This window comes from Haemophilus aegyptius, assembly GCF_900475885.1.
GTDB lineage: Bacteria > Pseudomonadota > Gammaproteobacteria > Enterobacterales > Pasteurellaceae > Haemophilus > Haemophilus influenzae.
Genome location: NZ_LS483429.1, coordinates 1171584 through 1186715, shown reverse-complemented (window position 1 = coordinate 1186715; position 15132 = coordinate 1171584). Strand labels below are relative to the sequence as shown.

Annotated in this window: 13 protein-coding genes; 1 reads left to right on the top strand and 12 read right to left on the bottom strand. The window is 37.6% G+C overall.

Annotated elements, in window-relative coordinates:
• Positions 1-20: 20 nt before the first annotated feature.
• The 12 genes from murC to DQN49_RS06160 form a co-directional block, all read right to left on the bottom strand.
• Positions 21-1448 carry a UDP-N-acetylmuramate--L-alanine ligase gene (gene murC, locus DQN49_RS06215; protein WP_006996532.1) on the bottom strand — a complete coding sequence of 476 codons (1428 nt, stop codon included), beginning with the start codon at positions 1446-1448 and terminating at the stop codon, positions 21-23.
• A gap of 96 nt (positions 1449-1544) precedes the next feature.
• Positions 1545-2600 carry an undecaprenyldiphospho-muramoylpentapeptide beta-N-acetylglucosaminyltransferase gene (gene murG / locus DQN49_RS06210; protein ID WP_006996533.1) on the bottom strand — a complete coding sequence of 352 codons (1056 nt, stop codon included), beginning with the start codon at positions 2598-2600 and terminating at the stop codon, positions 1545-1547.
• 11 nt (positions 2601-2611) lie between these two features.
• The gene (gene ftsW / locus DQN49_RS06205; RefSeq protein ID WP_006996534.1) at positions 2612-3796 is read right to left on the bottom strand and encodes a putative lipid II flippase FtsW; all 1185 of its coding nucleotides are present in this window, start codon (positions 3794-3796) and stop codon (positions 2612-2614) included.
• Positions 3797-3817: 21 nt separating this feature from the next.
• The gene (murD, locus tag DQN49_RS06200; RefSeq protein WP_006996535.1) at positions 3818-5131 is read right to left on the bottom strand and encodes a UDP-N-acetylmuramoyl-L-alanine--D-glutamate ligase; all 1314 of its coding nucleotides are present in this window, start codon (positions 5129-5131) and stop codon (positions 3818-3820) included.
• A gap of 111 nt (positions 5132-5242) precedes the next feature.
• Positions 5243-6325, bottom strand: coding sequence for a phospho-N-acetylmuramoyl-pentapeptide-transferase (mraY, locus tag DQN49_RS06195; protein WP_005651824.1), 1083 nt, complete (start codon positions 6323-6325; stop codon positions 5243-5245).
• Positions 6319-7692, bottom strand: coding sequence for a UDP-N-acetylmuramoyl-tripeptide--D-alanyl-D-alanine ligase (murF, locus tag DQN49_RS06190; RefSeq protein ID WP_006996536.1), 1374 nt, complete (start codon positions 7690-7692; stop codon positions 6319-6321). The genes mraY and murF overlap by 7 nt, the downstream gene beginning before the upstream one ends.
• A gap of 13 nt (positions 7693-7705) precedes the next feature.
• Positions 7706-9172 carry a UDP-N-acetylmuramoyl-L-alanyl-D-glutamate--2,6-diaminopimelate ligase gene (gene murE / locus DQN49_RS06185; protein WP_006996537.1) on the bottom strand — a complete coding sequence of 489 codons (1467 nt, stop codon included), beginning with the start codon at positions 9170-9172 and terminating at the stop codon, positions 7706-7708.
• Positions 9173-9181: 9 nt separating this feature from the next.
• Positions 9182-11014 (bottom strand): penicillin-binding transpeptidase domain-containing protein, encoded by a 1833-nt coding sequence (locus tag DQN49_RS06180; RefSeq protein WP_006996538.1) that lies wholly within the window; start codon positions 11012-11014, stop codon positions 9182-9184.
• 12 nt (positions 11015-11026) lie between these two features.
• On the bottom strand, positions 11027-11350 hold the full coding sequence (gene ftsL / locus DQN49_RS06175) for a cell division protein FtsL (protein ID WP_005647600.1): 324 nt from the start codon (positions 11348-11350) through the stop codon (positions 11027-11029).
• A 2-nt stretch (positions 11351-11352) separates the two neighbouring features.
• Positions 11353-12318, bottom strand: coding sequence for a 16S rRNA (cytosine(1402)-N(4))-methyltransferase RsmH (gene rsmH / locus DQN49_RS06170; protein WP_006996539.1), 966 nt, complete (start codon positions 12316-12318; stop codon positions 11353-11355).
• A gap of 30 nt (positions 12319-12348) precedes the next feature.
• Positions 12349-12804, bottom strand: coding sequence for a division/cell wall cluster transcriptional repressor MraZ (gene mraZ / locus DQN49_RS06165; RefSeq protein ID WP_005661293.1), 456 nt, complete (start codon positions 12802-12804; stop codon positions 12349-12351).
• A 201-nt stretch (positions 12805-13005) separates the two neighbouring features.
• Positions 13006-14592, bottom strand: coding sequence for a carbon starvation CstA family protein (locus DQN49_RS06160; protein WP_006996540.1), 1587 nt, complete (start codon positions 14590-14592; stop codon positions 13006-13008).
• A gap of 196 nt (positions 14593-14788) precedes the next feature.
• Here DQN49_RS06160 and DQN49_RS06155 point away from each other — a divergent pair, with 196 nt between their 5' ends.
• Entirely contained in the window at positions 14789-15019 is a 231-nt protein-coding gene (locus DQN49_RS06155; protein WP_005663910.1) for a zinc ribbon domain-containing protein, read from the top strand.
• The last annotated feature ends 113 nt before the right edge of the window (positions 15020-15132 follow it).

The following is a 15132-nucleotide window of genomic DNA, read 5'->3' as shown; positions in this document are numbered from 1 at the left end:
TTCAATCAATCCATCTGGCATTAATTCTTCCAAGATTCAGCCAAGCCACGAGAAATTTTACTTACACTGCCCGCACCTTGTGCCAAAATTAAATCGCCATCTTGAATAATTTGATCAAGAACATCGCCTAATTGTGATGTGTCAGAAACCAAGATTGGATCGATTTTTCCTAAATTTCTAATTGAACGACAAAGTGATTTACTATCAGCTCCAACAATTGGTGCTTCTCCCGCTGCGTACACATCAAGCATAATTAATGCGTCCACTTGCGAAAGCACTTGTACAAAATCATCAAATAAATCACGAGTACGAGAATAACGATGCGGTTGGAAAATCATCACAATTCGTTTATCTCCCCAGCCTTCTCGCGCGGCTTTAATCGTTACACTGACTTCTGTTGGATGATGACCATAATCATCAACTAAACGCACCTTACCATTTGGACGAATAAATTCGCCTAGCTGATCAAAACGACGACATGCACCTTGGAAATCGGCAAGGGCTTCTAAAATTGCCTCGTTAGCAATCCCCTCTTCTTTTGCGACAGCTAACGCTGCCGTTGCATTTAACGCATTATGTTTTCCAGGAACATTGAGCAATACATTAATACGTTCATTATCTGGGCAAATCACAGTGTAGTGACCTTGAAAACCCGTTTGTTCATAATCTTCAATACGATAATCTGCCTGTTCACTGAAACCGTATGTAATCACTTGGCGACCAACTTTGGGAATAAGTTCCATTAAAACAGGATCATCAGCGCACATCACAGCTAAACCATAAAATGGTAAATTGTGTAGGAACTTCACATAGGTGGCTTTCATTTTTTCGAAATCGCCTTCGTAAGTATCCATATGGTCTGGTTCCATATTAGTTACAACAGATACCATTGGTTGTAAATGCAAAAATGACGCATCACTTTCATCCGCTTCGGCAATTAAATAACGACTTGCCCCTAAATGTGCATTCTTACCCGCCGATTTCACTAAACCGCCATTGACAAAAGTCGGATCAAGTTTAGCTTGCGTATAAATCATTGAAATCATAGCTGTTGTTGTTGTTTTTCCGTGCGTTCCTGCAACAGCAATACCATGACGAAAACGCATAATCTCCGCCAACATTTGTGCGCGTTGAATCACTGGAATGCGTTTTTGTTTCGATGCAACTAATTCAGGGTTATCATCTTTTATCGCACTAGACACAACAACAACACTTGCGCCTTCAATATGTTCTTCTGCGTGACCAATGTAGATTTTTGCCCCAGCTTGAGCTAAACGTTGAGTGACTACACCATCGGCAATATCTGAACCTGAAATTTGATAACCTTCATTTAATAAAATTTCTGCAATGCCGCTCATTCCTGCGCCACCAATGCCAATGAAATGAATTTGCTGTACACGGCGCATTTCAGGGATAATTTTTCTAATTTCTTCGTGGGAATGCTTCATTTATTTTTCCTTTTCTCCCAAATGACAAAACTCAACTAAAAGTGCGGTTAAAATTCGCAACGTTTTTTATTTCTAATCATTAGAACACAGCAAGCCCTAGCTTGAATATTGTTTAATTACTTCAGCTACACGTTGTGCAGCATTAGGCATCGACATTGTTTTCGCTTTCAATGCCATCTGTAATAAATTTTCACGAGTAAAATTTTTTAAATAATTCACTAGAATTTCAGGCGTTAAATCTGCCTGTTCTATAATTTTCGCCGCACCAACATCTGATAAATATTTCGCATTTAAATATTGTTGGCGATCTTTATGTTGGAAGGGTACAAAAATTGCTGCGGCTCCCACTGCTGCAATTTCACATACGGTTAATGCGCCAGAACGGCAAATCACCACATCAGCCCAAGCATAAGCCTCTGCCATATTATCAATAAATTCTGTTATTTTAACTTGTTCTAAATTCTCGCCATAAAGTTGGCTGACTTCTTCTACCGCACCTTTACCTACTTGATGACGAAGCTCTAATTTATCTGCAAGCTGGGCGACTACTTTAGGTAAAGTATGATTAAGCACTCTCGCTCCTTGACTACCACCAACCACTAAGACACGTAATTTTTCCTCACGATCCGAGAAACGAATATCAGGATCTGGCATCTCAAATAAATCTTCTCGAACTGGGTTTCCTACTACTTCAGCATGAGGAAAAGCAGTTGGAAATGCCTGTAATACACAGGTTGCAATTTTACCTAATAACTTATTCGTTAAACCCGCTATCGCATTTTGTTCATGTAAAATGATTGGCACACCACAAAGTTTTGCCGCAACGCCAGCGGGGCCAGAAACATAGCCTCCCATACCAAGTACAGCGTCAGGCTTTTCTTCTTGAATAATTTTTTTTGCCTGCAACACCGCACGAAAAACGGCAAAAGGCGCATTTAACAAAGCTTTTATACCTTTACCACGCAAGCCAGAAATTTGAATAAATCGAATAGGAATACCATATTTTGGTACAAGTTGAGCCTCCATTCTATCTTTCGTACCTAACCAGCAAATATCCCATTCTTGTTTTTGTAAAGTTTGAGCAACTGCAATGGCAGGAAAAACATGACCGCCAGTGCCACCCGCCATCACTAATAATTTTTTATTTTTCATCTTTTCTATCTCTAATCATCACGCAAGCGTGCTTGACCTATACGAAATAAGCGATTTTCGTGATCAATTCGCAATAAAATACCAATAGTGGCGGACATAATGATAATACTCGAACCACCATAACTCACGAGTGGAAAGGTTAAACCTTTAGTTGGTAGCATTCCAAGAGCCATACCTAAATTCACAAAGCCTTGAAAGAAAATCCAAAAACCAATACCTAATGCAAAAAAACCTCGAAAACGTTGTTCTAACATTAAGGATTCTCGTCCAATTTTCATTGCACGAAAAATTAATAAACCTAATAAAAGAATAACAATCAATATACCGATAAATCCAAATTCTTCGCCGATAATCGCCATAATGAAATCGGTATGTGCTTCAGGCAAATAATCTAATTTTTGAATTGAATTACCTAATCCTTTACCAGTAATTTCTCCCCGCCCAAATGCCATAAGAGAGTTTGTTAATTGGAAACCAGTGCCATAAGGATCTTTAAAGGGTTCTAAAAAACCTATAAATCGCTTTAACCGATAAGAGGCGGTCAATACTAGCCAAACGAATAAGATTCCACCTAATGCTATCAATCCTACAAACTGTAAAATTTTCGCCCCTACGATAAAAAGCATCCCAGACATAATAATAAATAGCACGACTGTACTACCTAAATCAGGTTGTAATAAAAGAAAACAACCCAATACAAGCATAACAATAAGCGGTTTAAAAATACTAAGATGTCGCGACCGCACTTCATCATAACGACGAGTGAAATAGCTTGCTAAAAAACAAGTCAAAGCCAATTTTGCAAATTCTGCAGGTTGAAAATTTAAGATCCCCAATGAAATCCAACGTTTTGCGCCATTAACCGATGTACCGATAAAAGGGACAAGCAATAATAATATGACGGAAAATAAAAAAATTTTAGCGTGCCATTTTTCCCATTGCGAAGAAGAAATTTGTAATGAAATATAACAAGTGAGCAAAGAAAGTAACACATAAATAGCGTCGCGTTTTGCAAAGTAAAAAGGATCATTAAATAAACGAGAGCTATAAGGAATAGAAGCAGATGTTACTGCCACTAAACCAATTAAAAGCAAAATAACAAATAACCAAAATAGTGCGCGATCATACAACAAACCTTGAGGTGTGATGCGTGTCCATTCATTGTAATTTTTTTTGATATTTTGTAAAAATTCCATCTTATTTCGTGAGTTACTAAATTAGGTTAAACATTGAGCTAAATGCGTAAATTCTTCGCCGCGCTTTTCAAAAGAGGCAAACTGATCGAGGCTTGCACAAGCTGGCGACAATAATACCATATCTCCGCTTTGCAATGTTGGGCGTAAAAATGCTATCGCTTGTTCCATTGTTTCAAACAAATAGCTTTGTGATGAAAATTTTGCAAGCAGCGCACCATCTCGACCAAAACAATAACAAATAATGTGTGGTTGATTAATTAATTCAGCTAATTCTGAAAAATCAGCCCCTTTTCCGTCTCCGCCTAGCAACAAATGCAATTTACCCTCAATATAAAGCCCAGCTAATGCAGCAACTGTACTCCCCACATTTGTTGCTTTAGAGTCATTAATCCAACGAATGCCATTAGCTTGATGCACTAATTGAAAACGATGATCTAACCCTTTGAAATGACGAAGTGCGGTACGAATTGAATCTAAATTAATACCTATAGCTTGTGCCAATGCTGTTGCTGCCAAAATGTTCATATAATTATGGCGACCAACCAATGTAGCTTCTTCACAAGGTAAAATCACTTCATCTTTTACCATTAAATATTGCTTGCCATTTTCAGTTTTTAGCCAATAATCCGCACTATTTTCCGCAAAAGAAACGGTATGTTTCGCTTGATTTTCGTTTTCCCCAAAAGTCAGCCTATCTTCATTGTTCAACACACCTACTTTAGCATTATGATAAATGCGTAATTTTGCTTGGCGATAATCTTCTAAATCCATATAGCGATCCATATGATCTTCAGTCACGTTCAAGATAGTCGCAGCCGCAGCTTTTAAGCTATAAGTTGTCTCAAGCTGAAAACTAGAAAGCTCTAATACATAAAGTTCACAATCTTCATTCAACAATGACAAAGCGGGAATCCCAATATTTCCGCCCATACCAACTTTCACGCCAGCAGCTTTCGCCATTTCATAAACTAAAGTAGTTACGGTACTTTTTCCATTTGAACCGGTAATTCCCACAATTGGCTTCGTCGCCGCACGGCAGAATAATTCAATATCACCGATTACTTCTACGCCAGCTTTAAGTACGGTTTGAATTTCTGGTGTTTTTACCGCAAGCCCTGGGCTAATAACAATCATATCGCTTTCAAGTAACCATTCCTGATTTAAACTACCAGTATGAAGAGGGATATTTTGAGGAAGTTTATCAATACCAGTAGGATTTTTTCGGGTATCAATCACACGAATATTAGCCTGTTGGGATAAGAGATAATCCACACAAGAAAGACCTGTTTTGCCAAGCCCAATGATCATAATATTTTTGTTTTGATAGGCATTCATTTTATTTCTTCTTAATTACTATAAGTTTTAAATTTTGCTGATGGGAATATCAATTTATAACGTAAAAGCTCGCTCTTTCAAAAACTGAAAGAGCGAACCTAGCTATATTTATTAACGCAACTTCAAGGTGACTAATCCCATCAACACTAACATTAAGGAAATAATCCAAAACCGAATAATCACTCTTGGTTCTGGCCATCCTTTCAATTCAAAATGATGATGAATCGGTGCCATTCTAAAAATGCGTTGTTTGCGTAACTTATAAGACCCTACTTGCAAAATAACAGAGAGCGCTTCAACAACAAATACGCCACCCATTATCACAAGCAAAAATTCCTGACGAACAAGAATTGCTACGACACCCAGCGCACCACCTAATGCTAGAGAACCCACGTCCCCCATAAATACTTGAGCTGGATAAGTATTAAACCATAAGAATCCCAAACTCGCGCCAACAATAGCTGTACAGAACACCACTACTTCAGAACTGTATTTAATATACGGAATGTGCAAATATTCTGCGAAATTCACGTTACCTGTAGCCCAAGCAATTAAAGCAAACGCACCTGCAACAAGCGCAGTAGGCATAATCGCTAATCCATCTAAACCGTCGGTTAAATTCACTGCATTACCCGTGCCAACAATCACAAAGTAAGATAACACAATATAGAACAAACCTAATTGAGGCATAATGTCTTTAAAGAATGGAATCACTAAACGGGTGGCATCAGTGTCGTGGCCAAGCCAATAAAGCCAAAGGATTGCCACTAATGCCACCACAGACATCCAGAAATATTTCCAACGCGCAATCAATCCATCAGTATTTTTACGGGTAATTTTACGGAAATCATCCACAAAACCAATTGCACCGTATCCAAATAAAACAAATAAACAAACCCAAATATAAGGATTAGCAAGATTTGCCCATAATAACGTACTTACGCCAATAGAGAATAAAATCATCACACCGCCCATAGTGGGTGTGCCTTTTTTTGCAAAGTGACTTTCAGGGCCATCATTTCGCACTTCTTGGCCAAATTTTAAGATCTGCAAGCGTTTGATCACTTTAGGGCCAATCCAAAGTGAGATAAAAAGTGCGGTTAATAATGCAAGAATTGCGCGGACGGTAATATAAGAAATAGCATTAAAAGCGGTTTCGTAACGAACAAGATATTCAGCAAGCCAGACTAACATTTAATTTTATCCTTTAATGAATAGATCACATCTTCCATTTTCATTGAGCGTGAACCTTTTCCTAGCACCACAACTTTTTTATTTTGTTGTAATTGGTTTTCAATAAGTGGAACTAAGAAATCCACCATTTCAGTTTTATCCGTAAAATGCTTACCCAAAACAGCCTCAGAAATAACCGCACTTTCATTGCCATAAGAACAAACTAAATCTAAATTTACCAAATTAACATATTGTCCAACTTCACGATGAATAGCGAGAGAATTTTCGCCCAATTCTTTCATATCTGCGACACATAGAATAAGGAAAGCATCATAACTTTTTAGGACATCAATAGCCGCACAGAGAGAATCTTTATTTGCGTTATAAGTATCATCTAATAACAATAAATTAGGCGTGACTTGAATAGGAAGTAAACGCCCTTTCACTTGTGAACGTTGTTCTAATCCAGCTTTGACATCGGCAAGCGTAGCACCAACATTCATCGCTAGTGCGGTAGCAGCTAAAGCATTTTTTACATTATGCTCTCCAAGATAAGGTAAACTAATATCAATTTCGCCTTGCGGAGAAACTAACGTAAAGGTTGAACCTTGTTCGTTACCTTGAACATTTTTGACGGAATAGTCCTTACCGTTGAAATATTGAATGGCGTGATTACTAATTTCTTTTTGCCAAATATCTAAGTGATTATGTTCAGCATTGATAATCGCCACACCATTTTTTGTTAAACCTCGATAAATCTCGCCTTTTGCTTGAACAACTCCCGCTAAAGAACCAAACCCCTCTAAATGTGCGGGCGCAATATTATTAATCAATGCGGCATTAGGTTGAACTAATTTTGTGGTGTAATTGATTTCATTTTGATGATTTGCACCAAGTTCAATCACAGCAAAACGATGTTTTTCTGTTAAGCGAAGTAGAGTTAAAGGCACACCTATATCGTTATTGAAGTTACCATTGGTAAAAAGTACCGCTTCTGAATCTGCTGCGGTATGTTGCAAAATACTTGCCGTCATTTCTTTTACCGTGGTTTTACCAGAAGAGCCGGTCATCGCCACAGTACGTGGATTAATTTTCTCACGTAACCATTTTGCAAGTTCACCCAAGGCAATACGGGTATCCTTAACCACAAGTTGAGGAACTAAAATAGACGAGTTTTCTTGCTGAACAACAAGCGCAAGCGCACCCTGTGACACCGCTTGATCAAGATATTGGTGAGCATCAAATTTTTCGCCTTTTAAAGCAAAAAATAAGCTATTTGATACGCTTTTTCGAGTATCCGTATTAATTTCTTCAACTTGCACATTTTCATCGCCAATTAATTTAGCTTGAAGAATCTGTGCAAGTTGTACAGTAGAGAGTTTAATCATAATTGAGTGATTATTATTTTAAGAAATCAAGTGCAATTTCTTGGTCGGAAAAATGCACAACTTCCGAACCAATAATTTGATAATGCTCGTGACCCTTTCCAGCAATTAAAATCACGTCATTTTCTACCGCACTTTCAATCGCAAACTGGATCGCCTGTGCGCGATCAGGAATAATCCCCACTTTTTCCATATTTTTAAAGCCAGCGACAATATCTGTTTCAATTTGGCTTTGTGATTCTGTTCGTGGATTATCTTTTGTCACAATAATCTTTTCAGCAAACTGCTCTGCAACCTGAGCCATTAACGGACGTTTGCCTCTATCACGGTCTCCGCCACAACCAAAAATGCACCATAATTCGCCTTGGCAATGTTCACGGGCAGCAATCAACGCTTTTTCCAGCGCATCTGGTGTATGCGCATAATCTACAATAACGATTGGTTTATTTGGATATTGAATCATTTCCATTCTTCCACATACTCCTTTTAAAGATTTCGCCGTAGCGAGTAAATTTTCCAATGGGTAACCAAACGATAACAACGTGCTCATTACTAATAATAAATTACTTACATTAAAAGCACCAATTAATGGGCTATGCAAAACACCATTACCCCAGCTAGATTCAAAAGTAATATCTGCACCTTTAAAATGATAATGGATATTTATTGCTTTCATCCATTGGTGTGAACCTACTTTAAAATCCGCATTCATACTTACGGCAATAGCATCAGGTAGTTCAGTTAGCCATTGGTATCCAATTTCATCATCAGCATTAATCACTTTAATTTGGGTATCTAATTCAGTGAACAAGCGTTTCTTCGCCGCAGCATAATTTTCCATAGATTGATGATAATCTAGATGATCACGGGTTAAATTCGTGAAAATTGCTGCTTTAAAATGCAAGGCTTCTACACGATGCTGCGCCAAACCGTGTGATGAAACTTCAATAGAAGTAAAATCTGCACCTGCGTGTTTGAAAGTTGAAAGAGATGACTGAATTTCTACTGCTGAACCTGTCGTATTTTTAGCTTCTACAATTTGCCCAAAAAGTCCATTACCAATGGTTCCCATCACAGCCGCACGATGCCCCAATAATTCAGCCCATTGTGCTAATAATTGAGAAATAGTGGTTTTGCCATTTGTTCCTGTAACGCCAACAAGGGTTAAATTTTTAGAGGGCGAATCATAAAAAACATCAGCTAAGGACGAAAGATGACGTGCAAGTTGATGATATTTCACTACGGGAACATTCCCAATAAACTCTACAGTTAAATGCTCGCTAGATAATTCTGTCTCAGAAACCACCGCACTCGCACCAGAATGAAGAGCAGAATCAATAAATTGATTTCCATCCACCTGATGACCTTTTATCGCCACAAAAAGATCGCCAGCTTTAACCTTACGGCTATCTAACACCATATTATGGAGTTCTATATCATTCTTTAATTCAGGCAAATTAAAAAGTGCGGTGAGTTTTTTCATAATTTTTCCTTAATTCACTTTTTGATTCTTGTGTTCGCCAATATAAACAATACGTTTTGCACTTTTCGTTGTTGTGTTTTCAGCTGCTTCAGCATCTTGCGGAATAGCATTTGCACGTAACGCATAGCCCATAATGTTAGAGAATACAGGGGCAGAAACCGCACCACCATAATATTCTCCTGCTTTTGGATCATTGATCAAAATCACTAATGCATAACGAGGATCACTAATTGGTGCAATACCCGCAGTAAATGCCACATATTTATTTACATAATGTCCATTTTCAATCTTACGTGCCGTACCTGTTTTTACGCCGACACGGTAGCCTTCCACCATTGCGCGTTTATTTTTAATTGCTACTTTCTCTAAAATCTCCACGATATCTTTAGTTATTTTTTCAGAGAAAACCCGTTTCCCTATCACTGGCGGATCAACTTTAGTGATAGAAAGCGGACGATAAACACCGAAACTACCAAGGGTTGCATAGGCACGAGCAATTTGTAAAGGTGTCGCAGTAATACCATAACCATAAGCGACTGTTGCACGCTCAATATCTGCCCAGCGTTTACGATTTGCATTCAAAATCCCAACTTGTTCTCCGATCAAGCCTAAATCTGTCGGTTTACTTAAACCTGCATTTTGATAAGTTTCCATTAATGCACTAGGTGGCATACGTAATGCAAGACGACTTACACCACGGTTACTAGAGTTCATTAAAATCTCGTCTAAAGTTTGCTGAGCACGTGGTGCAACGTCCACAATTTCTTTACCGCTTAATTTAAAGGATGTAGTATTAATAATTTCATCTCGTTTAACTACACCTCGTTGAAGTGCGGTTAAAACAACGAAAGGTTTTACCGTAGAACCTGGCTCAAAAGTATCGGTAATTGCACGGTTACGCATTAACTCTGATTTCACGCCGACACGGTTGTTTGGATTATAAGAGGGCGCAGTCGCCATAGCTAACACCTCCCCAGTACGAACATCAACTAACACCGCAGTACCAGACTCCGCATTATTCTCAGACACCGCCTTTTTAATCTCACGATACACCATAGATTGCAATTTTTCATCGATACTTAAGGTAACATCTTGTGCATCATATTTTTTCTCATCGGAGATATGTTCAACAATATTTCCTCGTTTATCTTTACGAACAGTACGTGAACCGTCTTTACCAACAAGCAGGGAATTAAAACTTTTCTCAATGCCTTCAATACCATTTCCATCAATATCCGTATAACCCACCACGTGTGCAGCTTCTTCTACACAAGGATAAAAACGGCGATGCTCTGTTTCTAAAATAATACCCTTAATTTTTAATCTACGAATATAGTTAGTTTTACTTAATTCAACTTGACGTGCTAAATACAAATAACCAGATTTAGAATTTTTCTCAATTTTTTTCACTAAATCATTTTCAGTCATACCTAATTCTTCGGCTAAAGCTGCAATTCGTTCTTTATCCGCAAGCGAATTTTCCTTCAACATCGTTTTTGGATCTGCCACAATCGCGCTCATCGGCACGCTTACAGATAAAAGCTGACCATTACGATCTAAAATAGAACCACGCACCGATAATACTTCATCTTTACGCAAAGAACGCTTATCCGCTTCATTTGATAACGTATCGGCATTAATAGATTGAACATAAGCTGCTCGTGCGACTAAAGCACACAGACCGAGTAAAATAAGAACCGTAGAAAGCATATAACGTCCACGCATAAAGCATTTTTCAAACACCTTTTGAGACTTGTTTTGCTTTACAGTTTCAGGTGCGGTCAATTTTCTAATTGTTTTTTTTGACTTACCTGATTTACGCGAGGAATTAAATTTCACCATTTTTTTTACCTATTATTCTCTAATTTCAACTTCTTGCTCTGAAGAAACAACTTTCATTTTTAATGTACTAATCGCAATAGATTCTACACGCGTGCTATCCCCTTCCGTAGCTTCCTGCACTTGTAAATTGCGGTATTCATTCTCAAGTGCTTGACGCTGTAAAATTAACATTCCATTTTCAGAAATTAGTTGGCGAGTTTTATGGGTTATCCAAATCGTTCCCATTGCAGAAACTAAAATCCCTATTAACAGCAACACCACTAACTTATTTGAAGAAAATAAATCTTCGACTAAAATCTGCTGTAACGGATAACGAGGCTTATTATTTTCAGACATCGCTAAATTCTCTCTGCCACACGTAATATGGCACTTCTTGAACGAGGATTTGCTTGAATTTCTGCATCACTTGGCTGAATGGCTTTACCAATAATTCTTAATTTTTGATTACGCTGAATTTGATCTTCTCGCAATGGTAAACCTTTGGGAATATCCTCGCCCTTACTTTGTTTTTTCATAAAATGTTTCACCATTCTATCTTCTAAAGAATGGAAACTAATAATTGATAAACGACCTTCTGGTGCTAACATATCTAACGCAGAATTAAGCAGACTTTCTAATTCATCTAATTCCGAATTAATAAAAATACGAATAGCTTGGAAACTACGCGTCGCAGGATGTTTATGTTTATCTTTAAAAGGAACTGCCTGTGAAATAAGTTCCGCCAATTGACTGGTACGCGATAAAAATTCTGTGCCATTTTTTACCGCACTTTTATTGAAATCAACAATAGCAGTGGCAATACGTTTAGCGAAACGCTCTTCGCCAAAAGTTTTCAACACCCAAGTTAAATCCTCAATGGACACTTGTTTTAACCATTCTTCAGCAGATAAACCTTGAGTTGTATCCATACGCATATCAAGCGGGCCATCTTTCATAAAACTAAAACCACGTTCTGCTTCATCAAGCTGAGGGGAAGACACACCAAGATCAAGCAAAATACCGTCAATTTTGCCCACTAAATTTAATTTGTCACAAATTTCAGGAATATGCGAAAAGCTGTTATGTTCAATCTGAAAACGCGAGTCTTGGATTTTGTGTGCTTCTGCAATAGCACGAGGATCGCGATCTACAGCTATCAAACGACCATTAGAAGAAAGTTGAGAAAGGATAAACCGAGAATGCCCCCCACGCCCAAAAGTACCATCAATATAAATGCCATTCTCCTTCAATGCCAAGCCATTCACGGCTTCGTGAAGTAAAACTGTAATATGTTCAGATGAAGAAAAGGAATTTTCGCTATTCATAAATTTAAGATAAAAGTACTACATTATTTTCTATAATGAGAAATCATTTAACGCATCAGCAGCAAAATCTGCACTGGAGCCAATTTCTATATCCTCTGCAATTTGAGTATGCCATTCTACATCGCTCCAAATTTCAAATTTATTAAGTTGCCCTACCAACATTAAACCTTTTTCTAATTTTGCGTGTTGGCGTAATGGCCCACTAAGCAAAATACGACCCTGAGCATCCATCTCACATTCAGTGGCATGGCCAAGCATTACTCGCTGCAAACGGCGTTGGGTAGGATCAAAGTTAGAAAGTGCGAGAAGTTTTTGTTCGATTTTTTCCCATTCATCAAGGGGATAAAGTAAAAGACAGGATTGGCGAATATCTACAGTACAAACCATTTGCCCTTGGTTCTTTTCAAGAATTTCAGCGCGATAGCGAGTTGGGATCGCTACACGCCCCTTAGAATCTAAATTAACCGCCGTTGCACCACGAAACATATTACGCCTTAAAAATTGAACTTATTTTTAGAAAATCTCTAAAAATCTCCACAAAACACCACTTTTCTCCACTTCTGGCAAGTTTATAATTTGTTCGCTCAACTTGCAAGTAATTCCACATTAAAGCAACTGATTTTTATCAAAATAAAAAAGCCGTTTGAATAAACAATTCAAACGGCTTTTTTCATCAAATTTTATTGACTAATTATTTATATAAGCTTCTTCATCTCGCGTACCTAATGGTTTAAGCATTGTGAAGAACAATACGATACAAACGATGGTTGTTGCTAAACCAAGATACACAGAAAGCTGATAATCTAAGCCGAAACCAATTTTGTTGTAGAACAAATAAGTTGCACATACTGTTGTGATAAACCACGCAGGAAGAGACGCAACCCAGTGGAATTTATGATAACGATATAAATATCCCGCTGCAGTCCATAACATTACCATTGCTGTCATTTGGTTTGCCCAAGTGAAATAACGCCATAATACGCTGAAATCAATGGTTGAAATAAAATAACCTAATACAAACAACGGCACAGCAATTAATAAACGTTTAGGTAATGAACGTTGATCAACATTAAAAATTTCGGCTATCTGTAAACGCGCAGCACGGAATGCAGTATCGCCAGAAGTAATAGGAAGAACAATCACGCCTAATATAGCAAAAATACCACCAATAAAACCTAAGAAATGTAACGAACTATCATACACAACTTTAGATGGAGAACCAGCTGAAATTGCATCTTGTAACGCTTGTGGATTTTCATAGAATGCAAGACCAACCATACACCATACTAATGCAATTACCCCCTCAGTAATCATTGCACCGTAGAAAATGAAGCGACCTTCACTTTCATTTTCTGTACAACGCGCCATTAATGGGGTTTGCGTTGCGTGGAAACCTGATAATGCACCACAAGAGATAGTTAAGAATAAAAGTGGCCAAATTGGAACATCACCTTTCACTTGGAAATTTTGTGTAAATTTCGCCCAAGTTAAACCCTCGCCATCAGCATTAATTGTACGGAAAAACTCAATTGGATCTGTTGCACTAAAATGTGAAACAACTAATCCGTATACCATACCAACTGACATAAAGAGTAATAACGCACCAAAGAGTGGATAAATTCGACCAATAATCTTATCAACTGGAAGTAAGGTTGCAAGAATATAATAAGCAAAAATAATTGCTGTCCACAGAGCAACCACTGTTGCTTTATCCATTCCCCATACTTTAATCCCACCAGCTTCAACAGAATGATGAACTGCCTCTGCATCACCAAGCACTAACGCACCTTGCGAAACACCAAATACATCCATTGTAATGGTACCCATTAATTGAGCTGGGCTTGCCACAAACACAACACCGACAAGTAAAAGCAACACAAGTGCTAATGTATTGATAAAGACTTTAACGGGACGACCTAAAAACTTACCCGCCAAATATGGCATTGTTGCGCCACCGTGACGAATACTTAACATACCACAGAAATAATCGTGTACTGCGCCAGCAAAAATACAACCAATAACAATCCAAAGCATTGCAACAGGTCCATATAATGCACCAAGAATAGGGCCAAAAATAGGGCCTGTTCCCGCAATATTTAACAATTGAATTAGCCAAATTTTCGTTTTAGACATTGGCATATAGTCCACACCATCATTTACTTGGTAAGCAGGTGTTTGACGTTTTGGATTAATCACAAAAATTTTTTCGATAATTTTTCCATAAATAAAGTAACCGATAATCAACACGGCTACACAAAAGAAAAACCACAACATAGGAAGGCTCCTCAAAAAATAAAGTAAAAGTATTTATATGCCCTAAACAAGCGGCTGTATTCTATTTCAAATTACGTCAAATCAAAATTGAATTTAAAGATTTTTATAAGATTTGTGACTTGTATCACATTTGTAAAATCTAAAACATCCATTAAAATGCTAATAAATAAGTAATTGAATAGGTATAAAAGCAAATATGTCCTTAACAAGATGCCCTGAATGCAGAAAAAAGATTAGTGAAAATGCAGAAAATTGCCCTAATTGCGGCTTCTCTTTCAAACAAAAAGATCTAGAGATGTACAAACAAAGATTAGAAGCTCGACGTTTACATAATGAAGAAGTCAATCGTAAAAGCACAAAACTCCACATAATTTGGTTTTGCATCTTTGCAATTTTTATCGCAGTCACAAGCTGGATGGTAAATTAATCTATCAATGATAAATTTATTAAGGAGTTACTATTAACTCAAAAAGCTGATAAAAATTATAATTCTATTTATAACTTACAATGGCTTGATGAAAATACATCGAAAAAAAGATG